17 protein-coding genes are annotated in these 17,371 nt (G+C 68.5%); 6 read left to right on the forward strand and 11 right to left on the reverse strand.

Annotation, left to right across the window (positions count from 1 at the left end):
- Positions 1–9: 9 nt before the first annotated feature.
- From paaE to paaA, 5 genes are read right to left on the reverse strand one after another with little or no spacing between them, the layout of a single operon-like run.
- The gene (gene paaE, locus AC5RVZ_RS05775) at positions 10–1,164 is read right to left on the reverse strand and encodes a 1,2-phenylacetyl-CoA epoxidase subunit PaaE (protein ID WP_494064842.1); all 1,155 of its coding nucleotides are present in this window, start codon (positions 1,162–1,164) and stop codon (positions 10–12) included.
- On the reverse strand, positions 1,165–1,701 hold the full coding sequence (paaD, locus tag AC5RVZ_RS05780; RefSeq protein ID WP_494064843.1) for a 1,2-phenylacetyl-CoA epoxidase subunit PaaD: 537 nt from the start codon (positions 1,699–1,701) through the stop codon (positions 1,165–1,167).
- Positions 1,702–1,734: 33 nt separating this feature from the next.
- Entirely contained in the window at positions 1,735–2,562 is an 828-nt protein-coding gene (paaC, locus tag AC5RVZ_RS05785) for a 1,2-phenylacetyl-CoA epoxidase subunit PaaC (protein WP_494064844.1), read from the reverse strand.
- Positions 2,559–2,888, reverse strand: coding sequence for a 1,2-phenylacetyl-CoA epoxidase subunit PaaB (gene paaB / locus AC5RVZ_RS05790; RefSeq protein WP_494065496.1), 330 nt, complete (start codon positions 2,886–2,888; stop codon positions 2,559–2,561). Before paaB ends, paaC begins: the two co-directional genes overlap by 4 nt.
- 24 nt (positions 2,889–2,912) lie before the next feature.
- A complete protein-coding gene (gene paaA, locus AC5RVZ_RS05795; RefSeq protein ID WP_494064845.1) occupies positions 2,913–3,905 on the reverse strand; it encodes a 1,2-phenylacetyl-CoA epoxidase subunit PaaA in 993 nt (330 codons plus the stop codon).
- Between the two features lie 296 nt (positions 3,906–4,201).
- Here paaA and AC5RVZ_RS05800 point away from each other — a divergent pair, with 296 nt between their 5' ends.
- From AC5RVZ_RS05800 to AC5RVZ_RS05825, 6 genes are all read left to right on the forward strand, one after another.
- Complete coding sequence (locus AC5RVZ_RS05800; RefSeq protein WP_494064846.1) at positions 4,202–6,394, forward strand: S9 family peptidase; 2,193 nt, start codon at positions 4,202–4,204, stop codon at positions 6,392–6,394.
- A gap of 88 nt (positions 6,395–6,482) precedes the next feature.
- Entirely contained in the window at positions 6,483–6,986 is a 504-nt protein-coding gene (locus AC5RVZ_RS05805; protein WP_494064847.1) for a hotdog fold thioesterase, read from the forward strand.
- Positions 6,987–7,063: 77 nt separating this feature from the next.
- Complete coding sequence (gene paaK / locus AC5RVZ_RS05810) at positions 7,064–8,401, forward strand: phenylacetate--CoA ligase PaaK (protein ID WP_494064848.1); 1,338 nt, start codon at positions 7,064–7,066, stop codon at positions 8,399–8,401.
- Between the two features lie 87 nt (positions 8,402–8,488).
- A complete protein-coding gene (locus AC5RVZ_RS05815) occupies positions 8,489–9,118 on the forward strand; it encodes a TetR/AcrR family transcriptional regulator (RefSeq protein WP_494064849.1) in 630 nt (209 codons plus the stop codon).
- A 213-nt stretch (positions 9,119–9,331) separates the two neighbouring features.
- Complete coding sequence (locus tag AC5RVZ_RS05820; protein ID WP_494065497.1) at positions 9,332–9,988, forward strand: nicotinamide mononucleotide transporter; 657 nt, start codon at positions 9,332–9,334, stop codon at positions 9,986–9,988.
- A 23-nt stretch (positions 9,989–10,011) separates the two neighbouring features.
- Positions 10,012–10,740: a nicotinamide mononucleotide transporter gene (locus AC5RVZ_RS05825; protein WP_494064850.1), complete on the forward strand. Its 729-nt coding sequence runs from the start codon at positions 10,012–10,014 to the stop codon at positions 10,738–10,740.
- Here AC5RVZ_RS05825 and paaZ read toward each other — a convergent pair.
- The 6 genes from paaZ to AC5RVZ_RS05855 form a co-directional block, all read right to left on the reverse strand.
- Positions 10,721–12,790, reverse strand: coding sequence for a phenylacetic acid degradation bifunctional protein PaaZ (paaZ, locus tag AC5RVZ_RS05830; protein WP_494064851.1), 2,070 nt, complete (start codon positions 12,788–12,790; stop codon positions 10,721–10,723). The two genes, AC5RVZ_RS05825 and paaZ, sit on opposite strands and share 20 nt — an antisense overlap.
- A gap of 160 nt (positions 12,791–12,950) precedes the next feature.
- Positions 12,951–13,649, reverse strand: a complete 699-nt coding sequence (locus AC5RVZ_RS05835; RefSeq protein ID WP_494064852.1) for a tyrosine-protein phosphatase — start codon at positions 13,647–13,649, stop codon at positions 12,951–12,953.
- Between the two features lie 23 nt (positions 13,650–13,672).
- Complete coding sequence (locus tag AC5RVZ_RS05840; RefSeq protein ID WP_494065498.1) at positions 13,673–14,536, reverse strand: 3-hydroxyacyl-CoA dehydrogenase family protein; 864 nt, start codon at positions 14,534–14,536, stop codon at positions 13,673–13,675.
- Between the two features lie 5 nt (positions 14,537–14,541).
- Positions 14,542–15,405, reverse strand: a complete 864-nt coding sequence (locus AC5RVZ_RS05845) for an enoyl-CoA hydratase/isomerase family protein (protein WP_494064853.1) — start codon at positions 15,403–15,405, stop codon at positions 14,542–14,544.
- Positions 15,405–16,616 carry a thiolase family protein gene (locus AC5RVZ_RS05850; protein ID WP_494064854.1) on the reverse strand — a complete coding sequence of 404 codons (1,212 nt, stop codon included), beginning with the start codon at positions 16,614–16,616 and terminating at the stop codon, positions 15,405–15,407. Before AC5RVZ_RS05850 ends, AC5RVZ_RS05845 begins: the two co-directional genes overlap by 1 nt.
- Positions 16,617–16,792: 176 nt before the next feature.
- A complete protein-coding gene (locus tag AC5RVZ_RS05855) occupies positions 16,793–17,269 on the reverse strand; it encodes an SRPBCC family protein (RefSeq protein ID WP_494064855.1) in 477 nt (158 codons plus the stop codon).
- Positions 17,270–17,371 lie beyond the last annotated feature (102 nt).

The following is a 17,371-nucleotide window of genomic DNA, read 5'->3' on the forward strand; positions in this document are numbered from 1 at the left end:
GCCGCGTGGCTACGCGTCGTAGTCGACGCTGATTTCGTCGCTGGTCGGGTGGGTCTGGCAGGTCAGCACGTAGCCGCGCTCGATCTCGTCCGGTTCGAGCGCGTAGTTCTCCTCCATGGTGAACGTGCCGGAGACCACCTTGGCGCGGCAGGTGCCGCACACCCCGCCGGCGCAGGCGAAGGGAACGTCCGGGCGGACGCGCAGCGCGGCGTTGAGCACCGACTCGCGGGCATGCTTGGGCGAGGCGACCTTGCCGGAGAGCCCGTCCAGCCTGAAGTTGATCTCGTAGTTGTCCGCGCTGGGGTCGAGCTGCACCGGCCGGCCGATGTTTCCCTGCGGCTTGGTCGGCTCGCCGGTGCTGAACAGCTCGAAGCGGATCTTATCGGCGGGCACGCCGCGCTCGGCGAGGGTGTCGCGGCACAGCTGCACCAGTTCGAAGGGGCCGCAGAGGAACCACTCGTCCACGTCGTCGGTGCGCAGCACGTTGTCGAACAGACTGGTCAGTTTCTCGGCGTCGATCCGGCCGGAGAGCAGCGGCGAAATGCGCTGCTCGCGGGAGAGCACGTGGTGCAGCGCGAAGCGGGTGGGGTACTTGTCCTTCAGGTCGGCCAGTTCCTCCACGAACATCACGTCCATGGCGGCCTTGTTCGCGTAGATCAGGTCGAACCGGACGCTGTCGCTGGCGGCCAGCACGGTCCGCGCGATCGAGATCACCGGCGTGATGCCGGAGCCGGCGGCGAACGCCACGAAGGTGGCCCCGGCGTCGGCATTGATCTGTTCGGGGTGGTTGATCTCCGTCATCTGGTGCTTGGAGATGAAGGCGCCGGTGGGGCTCATGACGTCCAGGACGTCCCCGGCCTTGAGGTGGTCGTTGGCCCAGTTCGAGAACAGTCCGCCGATGTCGCGTTTGATCGCCACCCGGATTTCGCCCGGCTTCGGCTCGGCACAGATGGAGTAGCTGCGCCGGATTTCCTGGCCTTCGAGCGTGGTGCGCAGCGCCACGTACTGGCCGGGCACGTAGTCGTACTGGCCGTGCAGTTCCTCCGGCACCTCGAACGTGACCTCGACGGCTTCGTCCGTGAGCTTGCGGACCTCGGCGACGGACAGCGGGTGGAAGGTGGCGCGGCGCTTGACGGCCGTGGCCTCCGGGGTGGAAGTAGTCATCTAGAGCACCTTGAAGTAGTCGAAGGGTTCATGGCAGTCGTTGCACTGGTACAGCGCCTTGCACGACGTGGAGCCGTAACGGGACAGCTCGCGGGTGTTGAGGGAATCGCAGCGCGGGCACTTGACGCTCAGGCCCAGCCTGACCGGTCCGGTGCGGACCGGCGCCATGCCCGACGGCGGGGCGATGCCGTACTCGTTCAGCTTGGCCTTGCCCTCGGCGGTCATCCAGTCCGTGGTCCAGGCCGGGGCCAGCACCTGCTTCACCCGGACGTCGGCGTAACCCTCGGATGCCAGCGCGGCGACAATGTCGTCGCGGATGGCGTCCATGGCCGGGCAGCCGGAGTAGGTCGGGGTGATGGTCACCTCGACGGCCGGCCCCCCGCCGTCGTCCGTTTCATCCAGCACCGACACGGACCGCAGGATGCCCAAGTCCTCGATGCTCAGCACGGGGATCTCCGGGTCGCAGACGGTGGCCGCGACGTCCCAGACGCGCGCCGCTTCGGTTCCTGCCGGCCGTTGGGCCGTATTGGTGGACATGAATAGCTCCGTTTACTCCGATGGCCGGCCTGGTTACCAGGTGGCGCCGGGGTGTTCGCGGGCGAGTACCTGCATCTCAGCCAGCAGGTAGCCCAGGTGTTCACTGTGTTTGACGCGGGTCTTGTCCGTCATGGCGGGCTGGACGTCCGGGACCTCCAGGGTCGCCTCCGCGAAGACTTCCGCGATGAAGGCGTCGAAGCCTTCGCGCAGTTCGGAGGGCCGCACCGCGATGCCGGGCAGCCGGTCGATCAGCTCATCGTCCAGGAACAACTGCTCCACGTACGGCCAGATGGAGAGGAAGCCGGCGGCGATGCGCCGGTGCGACTCTTCCGTGCCGTCGCCCAGGCGCAGCGTCCACTGGACGGCGTGGTCGCGGTGGTAGTCCACTTCCTTCAGCGCCTTGGCCGCGATGGCCGCCAGGGTCTCGTCCTGCGAGTCGACCAGCCGCGAGTACAGCTCGTGCTGGTAGGTGGCGATGACCAGCTGGCGGGCGATGGTCCTGCCGAAGTCGCCGTTGGGCTGTTCGACGAGATAGCTGGAGCGGAACTCGCTCTCCCCGCGCCAGTAGGCCAGGTCGTCTTCGGACTTGCCCCAGGCGGAGCCGGCGTAGGTCAGGAACGACCGGGCGTGGCCGATCTGGTCCAGCGCGATGTTGGCGAGCGCGACGTCCTCTTCCAGCTCGGGCGCGCGGGAGATCCACCAGCCCAGCCGCTGGGCCAGGATCAGGGCGTCGTCGCCGAGGCGCAACGCGTACTCGCCGACGTCGTGGCTGGCCTTGGTGCCTTCGGTCACCTGCGCGGCGATGTCCTCCGGGCGCAGGGCGTTGCCGGGCGTGATCCGGGTGGCGCTTTCGCCGCTCACAGGTGCTTCACCCCTTCGCTCTTGGTGTAGTACGTGGCATGGCGGTAATCCTTGCCCTTGGGCGATTCGAAGAATTCGCCCTTCGCGTCAGGATCGCTGGCCACGATGGCCGACGCCGGCACCACCCAGAGCGAGATGCCTTCGTTGCGCCTGGTGTAAAGATCCCGCGCGTTGCGCACGGCCATCTCGGCGTCCGGGGCGTGCAGCGAACCGGCGTGCACGTGGGACAGCCCGCGCGAGGAGCGGACGAATACTTCCCACAGCGGCCAGGGCTGCTTGTCGGACGACGCGGCTTCCGCCGTCGCCGTCTCCACGGGTCGGGCCATTGCGGTCTGGTCTCCAGTTGCCATTCAGGCCACCTGTGCTTTCTGTGCCTTCTTGTCCGCGTAGGCGGCTGCTGCTTCGCGCACCCAGGCGCCGTTCTCGTGTGCCTCGCGGCGGCGCTCCATCCGCTGCGCGTTGCAGGGGCCGCGACCGGCGAGGACTTCGTAGAATTCGTCCCAGTTGAGTTCGCCGTGCTCCCACATGCCGGTTTCCTCGTTGTAGCGGATCTTGTCATCGGGCAGGGTCAGGCCCAGGACCTTGACCTGTTCCTGGATCATTCCCACGAACCGCGAGCGCAGCTCGTCGTTGGTGAACCGCTTGATGTTCCAGGCCATCGACTGCTGCGAGTTCGGGGAGTCGGTGTCCGTGGGGCCGAACATCATCAGTGCCGGGGCGTAGAAGCGGTTGACCGCGTCCTGGGCCATCTGCTTCTGCTCCGGGGTGCCGTTGGCCAGTTCCAGCAGGATCTCGAAGCCCTGCCGCTGGTGGAAGGACTCTTCCTTGCAGATCCGCACCATCGCCCGGCCGTAGGGGCCGTAGGAGGCCCGGCACAGCGGCACCTGGTTGGCGATCGCGGCGCCGTCGACGAGCCAGCCGATGGCGCCCATGTCCGCCCAGCTGTTGGCCGGGTAGTTGAAGATCGAGGAGTACTTGGCCTTGCCCTCGAGCAGTTGCTGGTTGAGGACGTGCCGGGGCGTGCCCAGGGTCTCGGTGGCGGAGTAGAGGTACAAGCCGTGGCCGGCCTCGTCCTGCACCTTGGCCATCAGGATGGCCTTGCGCTTCAGGCTGGGCGCGCGGGTAATCCAGTTCGCCTCCGGCTGCATGCCGATGATCTCGGAGTGCGCGTGCTGGGACATCTGCCGGACCAGTGTCTTGCGGTACTTCTCCGGCATCCAGTCGGCCGGCTCGATCCGGGAATCCTCGGCAATGATCTTGTCAAAGTAGGCCTTCCCGGCCTCGTCCTCGGGGGACGGCACGGCGTGCAACTGGGAGTCGCCGGCCTGTGTCTGCGTTGCCACGATGGTCACCTCACTGTACGAAATCCGGCCGCGAAATAATTACCGACCGTTCGTTCAGGATATAGCGCATTTTCCGTAACCGTCAAGGCCAAGGGCGGCCGTCAGGGATCAACCGGGATCAACTTCCGGCGCCCGCGGGCGGGCGGGCGGAGCGGGCCGCCGGCGACCCCGCCACCCGGGGCGGCGGGAAACGCGGGGCCGGGCGGGAGCAGCCCGGTTTCACGGGGGCGTTCCGGCGGCTTCCACCCTCAGCCGAACCCGTCCGGCGGGGCGGGCGGGCTCTATATATTGGTGGCATGACGCACAGCCCCGCCGAAACCGTCCCTGCCCCCTCCCCCGCGGCACTGCCGGAACCGCCGTCGCCCCGCAAGGTTCCCGTCGAGCGCTCCCACCACGGCGACGTCTTCGTGGACAACTATGAGTGGCTGCGGGACAAGGAGAGCCCGGAGGTGGTCGCGCACCTGGAGGCGGAGAACGCCTACACGGCGGCGGTCACCGGGCACCAGCAGCCGTTGCGCGAGGCCATTTTCGCTGAGATCAAGAACCGCACCCAGGAAACGGACCTGTCGGTTCCGGTCCGCAAGGACGGCTGGTGGTACTACGGCCGGATGGAAGAGGGCAAGCAGTACGGCATCCAGTGCCGGGTCCGGGCCGCGGACACCGGCGACCGGTCAGCCGACTGGACTCCCCCGCAGGTCGACGCCGGCCGGCCGGTGCCCGGCGAGCAGGTGCTGCTGGACGGCAATGCCGAAGCCGAGGGCAAGCCGTTCTTTTCGCTGGGCGGCTCTGCCGTGACCCGAGACGGAAGCCTCTACGCCTACGCCGCCGACTTCGCCGGCGACGAGCGCTTCACCCTGAGGATCAAGAACCTGGACACCGGCGACCTGTTGGACGACGTCGTCGAGAACGTCTTCTACTCGCTGGCGTTCGACCCCGACGGCAGCCGCGTGTTCTACACCGTGGTGGATGAGTCCTGGCGCCCGTTCCAGATCAAGGCGCACACCATCGGCACACCGGCGGCCTCCGACGTTGTGATTTACCAGGAAGACGACCCGGCCATGTGGATGGGGTTCGAGCTCTCCTCCGACCGCCGGCACCTGGTGATCGGGATCGGCTGCTCCGAATACTCCGAGACGCGCCTGCTGGACTTCGCCGCCCCGGAAGCCGGGCTGCGGACGCTCATCCCGCGCAGCGAGCGGGTGCTGTACGACGCCGAGCCGTTCCTGCTGGACGGTGCCCACAAGGTGCTGCTGACCCACAACAAGGACGCGGTGAACTCGATGGTCTCGCTGGCCGACCTCGCGGAGTTCTCCAAGCCCTTGTCCGAGCAGCACTGGGACACGGTGGTGGAGCACGACGACGCCGTGCGGGTCAATGGGGCCGGGGTCACCGCCACCCATATGGTCCTGTCCATCCGCCAGGACACGATCGAGCGCGTGCAGGTGCTGCCCCTGGCCGGCTTGGGGACGGCCGCGCAGGCAGCCCCGGCGGAGCCGGCGTTCGACGAGGAATTGTTCACCGCCGGCGTCGGCGGTTCCGACTACGAGGCACCGGTGATCCGGCTGGCCTACACCTCGTTCCTGACGCCGCCGCGGATCTACGACTACGAGCTGGCCGCCGGTACGCTGCACCTGCGCAAGGAAACGCCGGTGCTCGGCGGCTACGACCCGGCGGACTACGTGGCCGGGCGGGAGTGGGCGACCGCGCCGGACGGCACGAGGATTCCGCTGTCGGTGGTCCGCAAGGCCTCGGTGCGGCGGGACGGCAGCAACCCGGCGCTGGTCTACGCCTACGGCAGCTACGAGGTCAGCATGGACCCGGCGTTCAGCACCGCGCGGCTGTCGCTGCTGGACCGCGGCGTGGTCTACGTGGTGGCGCATGTCCGCGGCGGCGGCGAGATGGGCCGGCACTGGTACGACGACGGCAAGAAACTGCGCAAGAAGAACACCTTCACGGATTTCGTCGCCGCCACGGACTGGCTGGCGGCCTCCGGCTGGGCGGATCCGCGACGCATCGCGGCCATGGGCGGCTCCGCCGGCGGCCTGCTGATGGGCGCCGTCGCCAACCTGGCGCCGGAGAAGTATGCGGCGATCGTGGCGCAGGTGCCCTTCGTTGACGCGCTGACCTCGATCCTGGACCCGGACCTGCCGCTGTCGGCGCTGGAGTGGGAGGAGTGGGGCAACCCGATCACGGACCCGGAGGTCTACGCGTACATGAAGTCGTACACCCCCTACGAGAATGTCCGGCCGGCCGCGTATCCGAAGATCGCTGCGGTCACCAGCTTCAACGACACCCGGGTGCTGTACGTGGAGCCGGCCAAGTGGGTGGCGGCCCTCCGGGAGGCCACAACGGGCACCGAACCGATCGTGCTCAAGACCGAGATGGACGCCGGCCACGGCGGCGCGTCCGGACGGTACGAGGCCTGGAAGGACCGGGCCTGGGATTACGCCTTCGCCCTCGACGCGATCGGCGCCACCGAGCCGGCCTGACCCGCCCGGCGTTCCCCGTCCGCCTTGACTTGAATCACAAATCAGGATTACCTAATGAACATTCGGTAATGAACAGCGAGGGGCTTCCATGACGGACATCGGCGTCGACACTTCCCGGAACAATCCGGCGGAAAGCAACGAGCTGCAGCTGGGCGAACGGCCCGTGCACCCGGCCTTCGTCAACGACCGGGCCGCACGCTGGATGGGTGTGGAAGTCGTGAAGGCGGAGTTTGGCGACGTCGTGATCGAGATGCGGCTGCGCGAAGAGATGCTCAACGGCTTCGGCATGGCGCAGGGCGGCATGGTGTTCGCGTTCGCCGACGTGGCCTTCGCGCTGGCCTGCAACGACCCCGACGGCGACGGCAGCACCCTCACGGTGGCCTCCGGCGTCGACGTCAATTTCCTCAACCCGGGATTCGCCGGCCGGCTGCTGACCGCGACCGCCCGGCTGGTCAACCAGACCGGGCGGAGCGGCCTGTACGACATCACCGTCACCCAGGAGAATCCGGACGGCGGTGCCGACGTCCTGCTCGAATTCCGCGGCCGTTCCCGCACCGTCCCCAACCCCGCCCGCAACCAGCGAAAGCCCTGACTGCGCCGCAGCTCCGACAGCGACGCCCCCAGCCTTCACCGACAGCACTGCCCGACCCGCATTAAAGGACCGTTCCCATGACGACCACCACCGGTACGAAAGCCCGCAAGACCACTCCCGCCGCCGAGGACACCCTCGACCCGGAGGAGCTGATGAGCCGGGACGAGCTGGAAGCCCTCCAGCTGAAGCGCCTGCAGCACACGGTCGCCTACGCCTATGAGCGCGTGCCCATGTACAAGCAGAAGTTCGACGACGCCGGCGTGCGCCCGGAGGACCTCAAGGAACTGTCCGACCTGGCCAAGTTCCCCTACACGGACAAGGAAGACCTGCGCCGGTCGTACCCGTTCGGCATGTTTGCCGTGCCGCAGCAGGAAGTGGCCCGGATCCACGCCTCCTCGGGCACCACCGGCCGCGCCACCGTGGTGGGCTACACCCGCCGGGACATTCAGAACTGGGAGACGCTGTTCGCGCGCTCCATCCGCGCCTCCGGCGTCAAGAAGGGCTGGAAGGTCCACAATGCCTACGGCTACGGCCTGTTCACCGGCGGCCTCGGGGCACATTACGGCGCGGAGAAGCTGGGCTGCACCGTCATCCCGATGTCCGGCGGCCAGACCGAAAAGCAGATCCAGCTGATCCAGGACTTCGAACCGGACGCCATTCTCTGCACCCCCACCTACCTGCTCACCATCGTGGACGCGATGGAGCACGCCGGCGTCGATCCCGCCAAGACGTCGCTGAAGGTCGCGGTGCTCGGCGCCGAGCCGTGGACCGATGAGATGCGCCACGAGCTGGAGGGCAAGCTGGACATCGACGCGTGCGACATCTACGGCCTCTCCGAGGTCATGGGCCCCGGTGTCGCCGGCGAATGCGTGGACTACAAGGACGGCTCCACCATCTGGGAGGACCACTTCCGGCCGGAAGTGATCGATCCGCTCACCGACCGCGTGCTGGGTGACAACGAGTCCGGCGAGCTGGTGTTCACGTCGCTGACCAAGGAAGCCATGCCGGTGATCCGCTACCGCACGCACGACCTCACCCGGCTGCTGCCCGGCACCGGGAGGCCGAACATGCGCCGCATCGGCCGGATCACCGGGCGCTCGGACGACATGATCATCCTGCGCGGGGTGAACCTCTTCCCCACCCAGATCGAGGAGATCGCCCTGCGCATCCCCGGCCTGAGCCCGCACTTCCAGCTGGAGATCAGCCGGCCGCACCGGATGGACGAGCTGACCGTCAAGATCGAACGCCGCGAAGACTGCACCGCCGCCAAGGCCACCGAAGCGGCCCGGGAGCTGCAGCGCCAGATCAAGATCCACGTCGGTTCCAGCTGCAAGATCGTGGTCGCCGACCCCGGCACCCTCGCCCGGTCCAGCGGCAAGCTGCGCCGGGTCTACGACCTGCGCGACAACGCCTGACGGATGTGGGGAACGGCGGGCGGCAGCAGGCCTGTGCAGGCGCCGCCCGCCGCATAACTGACCTAACGGTCGTGGGAGAATAGCACAATGGCGAAAACAAGGACCCAGGAGACCGCCCGCCGCGGCCGCCCCGGCTACGACCAGCAGTCGGTGCTGAACGTCGCCGTCGCCGTGTTCAACAAGCACGGTTACGAGGCAACCTCCATGGGCATCCTCGCCGAGAACCTGGGCATCTCCAAGAGCGCCATCTACCACCACGTTCCGTCCAAGGGCGACCTGCTGCGCCTGGCCCTTGATGAGGCGCTGGGCAGCCTGGAAGCCGTGCTCGAAAACCCGTCGGCTTCCGCCGGCCGGGCGGATGCGCGCCTGGAGTTCGTGCTCCGCGGCACCGTCCAGGTCCTGTGCGAAAAACTGCCCTACGTCACCCTGCTGCTGCGCCTGCGCGGCAACACCGAGATCGAACGCGACGCGCTGGACCGCCGGCGCGCGTTCGACCACAAGGTGGCGGACCTGGTGGACGCCGCCCGGGCCGAGGGCTCCCTGCGCGGGGACATCGACCCGAGGACCACAACCAGGCTGCTGTTCGGCACGATCAACTCTATCGTCGAGTGGTACAAACCGGGCGGATCGCTGTCCCCGCAGAAGCTCGCCGACGACCTGATCGCCATGATGTTCGACGGCCTCCACCTGCCTGCCGCGGCCCGCGTCATCGCCTGACTCCCGGCCGGCACCACCGCCTGATTTCCGGCCCGCACCAACGCCTGACTCCGGCCCCACCGCAGGCCGCACCAACGCCTGATTCCCGGCGGCAGGGCCGGCCGCACTAACGCGGATCCACGGCCGCCGGACGGAGCCGACGTACCTGCTGAATTCGCCGTCCTCCCCTGCTAGGCTGACCTCACCATTCGATGTTATGGGGACGTGATCGATATGGATGGGGAGTTCGGGTGGGTCTCGGCGCTCAGCATGGCGCTCACGATCGCCGCCATTGTCCTGTTCGCCTACCGCGTGCCGTGGGCCTGGTTGCTGCCGGTGGCCGCAACCGCCGTGCTGCTGGCCACCGGGATCCCCTACGGCCGGCTGAACACCAGCACCGTTTTTGTGCTGGCCGCGGCCCTCTACGGCCTGTGGAAATGGACCCAGTACCGGCGGGAAGGCGTCCACGTCCCGCTCCGCTCCGCCCACGGGCGTGAGTGGGGCATCGGCGCGGGGCTGTTGCTGCTGCTGTTCCTGCTCAACGGGTTCGCCGGCGTCACCCCGGTTGCCGAGATCGGACCCCTGCACCTCTTCAACGCCCTGCTGGCCGCACTCCCGGCCGTCATGTACCTGGGCTTCGCCCACGGCATCCTGCAGTCGTGGTGGCTGGGCGTCGCGCTCTCGCTGTCCACCATGTTCCTCTCCGCCATCCGCGACGCTCCGGTCTGGGTCTCCCTGTACGGTGCGATAGCGGCAGGCCTCCAAATCTTCGGTTACCTGGGCTGGCAGGCGGCCTTGCGGCGGCCGGTGCGGAGCAAACACCGGCTGGCGCCGACGCGGCCCGGCCGTCCGGCCGCTCCCGGTCCCGGCACAGCGGGACGGGCCGTGTAACGAGCTAAGGGGAGGGCGGCGGCATGGACTGGCTCATGGCCTTGAAGGTCCTGGACGGTCCCGCCGGCGCGCTGGTTTCCGTGGGCTACCTGCAGGCCTCGGTGGGCCTGCTGACGGTCTTCCTGTTCGGGCTCCACTCCCGCTGGGCCTGGCCCGTGCTGCTGATGCAGGAGGCCCTGGTCTTCCTGCTGCTGCTCACGCCGGCTTTCGACGGCGGCGGCGGGTTCTTCATCGATGCCTCGATAGGCGTGGCGCTGCTGCTGCCCTGCTACGGCGCGTGGCGCTGGCGTGCCGCCGCCCCGCTCCTTGCGCCGGGTGCGGCCGGCCCGGCGGTGTGGGTGCACCGGGCAACGGGACGAACCTGGGCGGTGGCCGTGCTGGTCCTCGTCGCCGCCACGGTTGTTTTCGCGGCCAGCGACATTCAGGCGGGCTTTCCCTTGGAGGGCGGCCTGCTGACCGTCCTCCTGCTCCAGGCGTTCTATGCCGCGGTGATGACGGTGGTGTATCTGGGTTTGGCGCACCGGATCTACGAGGCTTGGTGGCTGTGGCTGGCTTTTGCCGTGGTGCAGCTGGCCACGTCGCTGGTATTTCCCAGCCAGCCGACGCCGCAGCTGCTGTATGGCGCCACCGTGCTGCTGGTGCTGTTCGCCTTCTGGCGTTGGCACACGGTGGTGTTCCTGCCCGTCCCCGGGGCCCGGGCCGCCGGGGACGCGGCAGGAGGAGGAGCTCCGGCTACTTCTCCACCAGTGTGAGCACGTCGTAGGTCGCGACGATCTCGTCGTTCTGGTTGGTCAGCACCGCATCCCAGGCGACCTCGCCGTATTCGTCCGTCTCGCGCGGGGTGATGCGCTTGGCGGTGAGGGTCACCCGGATCGAGTCGCCGGCAGCCACCGGTGTGATGAAGCGCAGGTTCTCCAGGCCGTAGTTCGCCAGCACCGGTCCCGGTGCGGGCTCCACGAACAGCCCGGCGCCCCAGGCGAGCAGCAGGTAACCGTGCGCCACGATGCCGGGGAAGAACGGGTTGGCGGCGGCGGCCTCCTGGTTGGTGTGCGCGTAGAATGTGTCGCCGGTTTCGTTGGCGAACGCGGTGATGTCCTCCAGCGTGACCTGGCGGAGCTCCGAGCGGATGGCGTCGCCGATCCGCAGTTTGGCCAGGTTCTTGCGGAACGGGTGCACGTCGTCGAAATACTGGTCGGCACCGGTATGCCACACGCCGGTCACGGCGGTGAGCATGTTCGGCGAACCCTGGATGGCGGTGCGCTGCATGTGGTGCAGCACGGAGCGGATCCCGCCCAATTCCTCGCCGCCGCCGGCGCGGCCCGGCCCGCCGTGGACCAGGTGCGGCACGGGGGAACCGTGGCCGGTGGACGTCTTGGCGTCTTCGCGGTTGAGCACCAGCACGCGGCCGTGGTGGGCGGCGATCCCGGTCACCAGCACGCGGGCGGCCTCGGGGTCGTTGGTGGCGACGGTGGCCACCAGCGAACCGGAGCCCTTGGCGGCCAGCCGCACGGCGTCGTCCAGGTCCTCGTAGCCGATGACGGAGGACACCGGGCCGAAGGCTTCCAGGGAATGCACGGCGTCGGCCTCGGCATCGGCCCAGGTCAGCAGCACCGGCGACATGAAGGCGCCCTCGGAGTCGCCTACGGTCCCGTCGGCGCGGGTGACCTGCGGCGAATCGAGCGTGCCGTAGGCGAGCTCTCCGCCGCCGTCGATCATGGCCTGGACGGCTGCGCGGACGTCGTCGAGCTGCTCCACCGAGGCCAGCGCACCCATGGTGACGCCTTCGGCCCTCGGATCGCCGACGACGACGCGCTGTTCGATCCGGGCGCGCACGGCGTCGGCTACGTCCTGCATGCGGTCCTTGGGGACGATGGCGCGGCGGATCGAGGTGCACTTCTGGCCCGCCTTGGCCGTCATTTCGGTGACCAGCGACTTGATGTACGCGTCGAACTCCGGGGTGCCCGGCACCGCGTCGGGCCCGAGGATCGCGGCGTTGAGCGAATCCGCCTCGGCGGTAAACCGGATGCCGCCCTCGGCCACGTTCCGGTGGGACTTCAGCACGTTGGCCGTTGAGGCAGATCCGGTGAAGGCGACGGCGTCGCGGTAGTCCAGGTGGTCCAGCAGGTCACGGGCGGAACCGGAGACCAGCTGCAGCGAACCGGCCGGAAGGATGTTGGATTCGATGATCAGCTTGACGGCGGCCGCGGCGACGTAGCCGGTGGGGGTGGCGGGCTTGACGATGGTCGGCACGCCGGCGATGAAGGCCGGAGCAAACTTCTCCAGCATGCCCCACACCGGGAAGTTGAAGGCGTTGATCTGCACGGCCACGCCCGGGATCCGGGTGTAGATGTGCTGGCCCATGAAGGAGCCGTCCTTGGAGAGCACCTCGGCGGGCCCGTCGACGACCACCTGGGAGTTCGGCAGTTCGCGCCGCCCCTTGGAACCGAAGGTGAACAGCACGCCGATGCCGCCGTCGATATCGATCATGTTGTCGATCTTGGTGGCACCGGTGCGGTGCGAGACCTCGTACAGCCCCTCGCGCCGCGCGTTCAGGTACTGGGCCAGCTCCTTGAGCTTGAGCGCGCGCTGGTGGAAGGTCAGCCGGCCCAGCGAGGCCTGGCCGACGGTGCGGCCATGTTCGACGGCAGCGGCGAGGTCGAGTCCGTCGGTACTGACCCGGGCGAGCACGGCGCCGGTGCTGGCATCGCGGACCTCGGTGCCGGACACATCGCCCTCGGGGGTCCACCAGGCATCCTGGATGTAGCTGGGAACAATTTCGACATCAACGGCGGTAGAGGTCATCGTTGACAGCCCTTTCTTCGCCCGGCCCCGGCGCTGGCGCAGGATGGGGCGGGACATAAAATACTGAACGGTCGGTCGGTAACGTATCCAGCCTACATGACAGCCGCAGCCGGCACAGCCCCCTTTTTCGGTGGCCGCATGGCGCGGGCCGCCGGAGGATTCAGGCGAGCCGGCGGCGGAGCGCCTCGACGTCGGCGGGCGTCAGGCCATGGCGCAGCAGGAACGGCTCCACCTGCAGCTGGGCCAAGACCTGCAGCAAAGACCCGCGCATCTCCGCCACCCGGGCCTCCAGCTCGTCGCCGCCAACGTACCGCTCCACCGGATGCGGGTAGGGACTGACGCGGTGCCAGTCGTTGATGCCGCGTATGCCCAGCTCGTGTGCGTCGGCGATCCGCTCGGCCGGGACACCCGCGAGCTGCAGCAGCATCATGGAGACCATGCCCGTGCGGTCCCGCCCGGCGGAGCAATGGACGACGACGGCGCCCTCCGCGTGCGCCAGGGTGCGGAACACCTCGGCGATCAGGTGCGGGAAGACCCGCACGTTGTCCAGGTAGAAACGCGGGTGGTTCATGTACGGGGCGCTGTTGGCGAACTTCGCGTGCCCGGGCTCTTCGGTCGGCCGGTTGAGCACCGTGAAGTTGTCCAGCGCCCCGGCCGGCACCACCGGATCGGTCGGCCGGCGCGAGCGCTCGCCCGGGTTCCGCAGGTCCACGATGGTGCGCACACCGTCGTCGTACGCCTGCTGCCAGCCCGCGGCGGTCAGCCATTCGGCGCGGCCCATCCGGAAGATGTCCCCCGCCACCCTGCGGGCGTTGACCGCGCCTTCCCAGGCAACAGAACCGGGCTGTTCGGACGACATTCCAGCAGCCTACCGCCGGGCGGCTAGTCCTCCCAGTCGAAGAAACCCTTGCCGGACTTGCGGCCGAGTTCGCCGCGGGCCACCTTGTCGCGGAGGATCTGCGGCGGGGCAAAACGGTCCCCGAGCGTGGAGTGGAGGTATTCGGCAATGCCGAGGCGCACATCCAGCCCCACGATGTCGGTGGTCTTGAGCGGGCCGACCGGGTGCTTGTAGCCCAGCACCATGGCGGCGTCGATGTCCGCCGCAGATGCCACGCCCTCTTCCACCATGCGCATGGCTTCCAGGGCGATGGCCACCCCCAGCCGCGAGGACGCGAACCCCGGCGCGTCGTTGACGACGACGGCGGTCTTCCGCAGTGCCTCGACCCAGCTCCTGGACGCGGCGGCGAGCTCTTCCGAGGTCTTCGGGGCCAGCACCACCTCGACCAGCTGGGAGGCCGGGACCGGGTTGAAAAAGTGCAGGCCGCAGAAGTTCCCCGGGCGCTGCAACTGGTCGGCCAGCTTGGCGATGGACAGCGAGGACGTGTTCGTCGCCAGCCAGGCCGTCGGGGACAGTTGGGCCTCGACCGCCTTCAGCGCGGTGGCCTTCAGCTCGAAGTCTTCCGGCACCGCTTCCACCACCAGCCCGCACGTCGCGAACGAACCGTAGTCGACGGAGACCGACAGCCGGGACTTGAGCGTGTCCAAGGGTTCGGTGGCCGTGCCGCGCTCCACGCTCTTGGCCAGGGCCCCGGTCACGCGCTCGCGGGCGGCCTCGGCGGCGGCCTCGTCACGCTCCACCACGACGACGTCGGCTCCCGCCGTCAGGAACGCGTGGGCGATGCCGGCGCCCATGCGCCCGCCGCCGAGGACACCGACGTTGTTGGGAATGGTCTGCACAGAATTCATCTCGCTCACTTCGATCCTTGCTGCTCTGCGGCGCCGGGGCTTCGGACGGCGTCCCCGTCCGGGGCGGCGGCAGCCGTCGTGACCGCACTGCGGGCCGCGCTCTTGGCCGCGCTCTTGTCTAGGAATGCCTGCATCCGGTCGAACTTGGCCTGCGACTCGAACAGGATGCCCTGGGCGATGGTGTCGATCATCGGGTGCGCCTCGCGCGGGGTATGGAACACCGACTTGGTGATGCGCACCGCCAGCGGATCCTGCTTGCCGATCCGGTCCGCCAGCGCATGCGCGGCGTCGAGGAGCGCGGCCGGCTCATGGATCTCGGTGACGAGGCGGGCCGCCAGCGCTTCCTCGGCGCCCAGGATGCGGCCGGCCAACAGGATCTCCTTGGCCAGCGGCTCGCCCACCAGTTCCTTCAGGCGCCAGGTGGCCCCCGCGGCGGCCATGATGCCCAGCCCGACCTCGGGCTGCCCGATCTTCACCGAAGGCGTGGCGATGCGGAAGTCGGCGGCGTAGGCCAGCTCCGCTCCCCCGCCCAGCGCGAAGCCGTCGAGGGCCGCGATGACCGGCATCGGCAGCTGCGCAATGCGGTGGAATACCGTGGAATTGATGCCGGCCAACGCGTCATCCCGACGGCGTTCGCGCAGCTGGGAGATGTCCGCACCGGAGGCGAATATCCCCTTGCCGTTGACTTCGGTGCCGGACAGGATCAGGATCCTGGGCTCCCGTTCCAGGACGGCGCAGACGGCATGCAGTTCGTCCACCATGGCCTGGTCGATGGCGTTGCGGACTTCCGGCCGGTTCAGCGCCAAATGGACGCGGTCCTCCCGCTCGTCCAGCCGCAGCGTGCTGAAGGAGTAGTCGTCGAAGAGCATCAGACCCGCTCAACGATCATGGAGGTGCCCTGGCCGACGCCCACGCACATGGTGGCCAGGCCGCGCTGTGCGCCTTCGCGCTCCATCCGGCCCAGCAGGGTTACGACCAGGCGCGACCCGCTGGAACCGAGCGGGTGTCCCAAGGCGATGGCGCCGCCGTCGTTGTTCACAATGCCCTGGTCCAGCTTCAGGTCGCGCAGCACGGCGAGCGACTGGGTGGCGAAGGCCTCGTTGAGCTCCACGGCGCCGAGGTCGTCGATGCTCCAGCCGGCGCGGTCCAGCACCTTGCGGGTGGCCGGCACCGGCCCGATGCCCATGATCTCCGGTGCGACGCCGGCCGAGGCGCCGTCGACGATGCGGGCGCGCGGGGTCAGGCCGAACTTCTTGACGGCGGCCTCGGAGGCGACCACGATGGCCGAGGCGCCGTCGTTGAGCGAACTCGAGTTGCCGGCGGTCACCACACCGTCCGCGCGGTTGATGGGCTTCAGGCCGGCCAGGACCTCGAGGGTGGTGCCGGGGCGGGGTCCCTCGTCGGTGTCGACGACGGTGTCGCCCTTGCGCCCCTTGACCGTCACCGGGACGATTTCTTCCTTGAGCCGGCCGCCCTCGATGGCGGCGATGGCCCGCTGGTGGGACTGCACGGCGAAGGCGTCGGCGTCCTCGCGGGAAATGCCGTAGATGTCGGCGACTTCCTCGGCGGTTTCCGGCATGGAATAGGTCATCTTGCCGTCGCGGCTGAGGTCGCCGCTGGCGAAGCGTTTGTTGACGAAGCGCCAGCCGATGGAGGTATCGAAGATCTCACCCGGCTTGGCGAAGGCCTTGCCCGGCTTCTCCTGGACCCAGGGTGCGCGGCTCATCGATTCGACGCCGCCCGCGATGACGATGTCAGCGGCGCCGGCCTTGATCATGTGCGAGGCCTGGATGATGGCGCTCAGGCCGGAGGCGCACAGCCGGTTAACGGTGATGCCGGGAACGTGGTCGCCGTAGCCCGCCAGCAGCCAGGCCATGCGGGCCACGTTGCGGTTTTCCTCGCCCGCCCCGTTGGCGTTGCCGAGGATGACCTCCTCGACGGCATCCGGATCGATGCCTGCCCGGATCACGGCTTCCTTGACGACCAGCGCCGCCAGGTCGTCGGGACGGACCGCCGAGAGCGCCCCTCCGTAGCGGCCAACCGGGGTCCGCGCCCCGCCAATCAGGAATGCCTCAGCCATAGAAATAATCCCTCGCGCTTGATCGTTCAACGGTGACGATGAGCGGTCGCTTCGGCTGCCGCAGGCGACTAAAATTACCGACCGACCGTTCTATAAAGAATCCCACGCGGCTGGGGAGGGGTCAACTGCCGTGACGCAGAAGGTCCGAGGCAGCGCCCCGACGGAACCCGGCCGGCTTAACCGGCGGCGGTTTCGTCCCGGCCCTCGGCCTTGGCGGCGATCTCTTCCAGGTCTTTGGCCATTTGCTTGCGCGCCACGCGCAGTCCCAGCGTTCCGAAGAGCGCCATCATCAGCCTCGAGAGCGTTCCGGGATTCTCCAGCTCGGCCCCGAAGAACATGGCCAGCCGGGTGCCGCCGTCCGCCGGCGTGAGCGTGAACCTCGTGGTGTAGTCGGCGCCGTTCGATGCCGCCTTGACCGTCGTCGATGCCGGCGCGTCGACGTCCGCCACCCACATCTCCTCGGTGGCTTCCTTGCCCATCATCTTGCGGGTTTCGCGCCACCGGAAGCCCTCGGCGTAGTCGCCGGGCGTCAGGATCTCGACCCGCGTCACGGAGCTCAGCGTCCGGGCGGAGCCGGGGATGTCGGTGATCACGCGCCACACGGCGTCGACCGGTGCGTTGACGTGCCGGACTATTTCAAGGTGATGGCCCACGGTCGCCCTTTCGGAAGGAGTCAGGTTTCGAACAGCCTAGTGGAGGGGCAGCTCCCGGCCCAGCCGCGGAACGGCAACGATAAACTCGAAGGGTGACTTCCG

This window comes from Arthrobacter sp. Cza30 (genome assembly GCF_059090765.1).

What these genes read in the sequence shown, in the direction of transcription:
- AC5RVZ_RS05845 (WP_494064853.1), bottom strand. Translation starts at nt 15,405, where the DNA reads ATGCTCTTCGACGACTACTCCTTCAGCACGCTGCGGCTGGACGAGCGG.
- AC5RVZ_RS05815 (WP_494064849.1), top strand. Translation starts at nt 8,489, where the DNA reads ATGGCGAAAACAAGGACCCAGGAGACCGCCCGCCGCGGCCGCCCCGGC.
- AC5RVZ_RS05840 (WP_494065498.1), bottom strand. Translation starts at nt 14,536, where the DNA reads ATGAATTCTGTGCAGACCATTCCCAACAACGTCGGTGTCCTCGGCGGC.
- AC5RVZ_RS05825 (WP_494064850.1), top strand. Translation starts at nt 10,012, where the DNA reads ATGGACTGGCTCATGGCCTTGAAGGTCCTGGACGGTCCCGCCGGCGCG.
- paaB (WP_494065496.1), bottom strand. Translation starts at nt 2,888, where the DNA reads ATGGCCCGACCCGTGGAGACGGCGACGGCGGAAGCCGCGTCGTCCGAC.
- AC5RVZ_RS05850 (WP_494064854.1), bottom strand. Translation starts at nt 16,616, where the DNA reads ATGGCTGAGGCATTCCTGATTGGCGGGGCGCGGACCCCGGTTGGCCGC.
- AC5RVZ_RS05805 (WP_494064847.1), top strand. Translation starts at nt 6,483, where the DNA reads ATGACGGACATCGGCGTCGACACTTCCCGGAACAATCCGGCGGAAAGC.
- AC5RVZ_RS05820 (WP_494065497.1), top strand. Translation starts at nt 9,332, where the DNA reads ATGGATGGGGAGTTCGGGTGGGTCTCGGCGCTCAGCATGGCGCTCACG.
- paaE (WP_494064842.1), bottom strand. Translation starts at nt 1,164, where the DNA reads ATGACTACTTCCACCCCGGAGGCCACGGCCGTCAAGCGCCGCGCCACC.
- AC5RVZ_RS05835 (WP_494064852.1), bottom strand. Translation starts at nt 13,649, where the DNA reads ATGTCGTCCGAACAGCCCGGTTCTGTTGCCTGGGAAGGCGCGGTCAAC.
- paaD (WP_494064843.1), bottom strand. Translation starts at nt 1,701, where the DNA reads ATGTCCACCAATACGGCCCAACGGCCGGCAGGAACCGAAGCGGCGCGC.
- paaK (WP_494064848.1), top strand. Translation starts at nt 7,064, where the DNA reads ATGACGACCACCACCGGTACGAAAGCCCGCAAGACCACTCCCGCCGCC.
- AC5RVZ_RS05800 (WP_494064846.1), top strand. Translation starts at nt 4,202, where the DNA reads ATGACGCACAGCCCCGCCGAAACCGTCCCTGCCCCCTCCCCCGCGGCA.
- paaZ (WP_494064851.1), bottom strand. Translation starts at nt 12,790, where the DNA reads ATGACCTCTACCGCCGTTGATGTCGAAATTGTTCCCAGCTACATCCAG.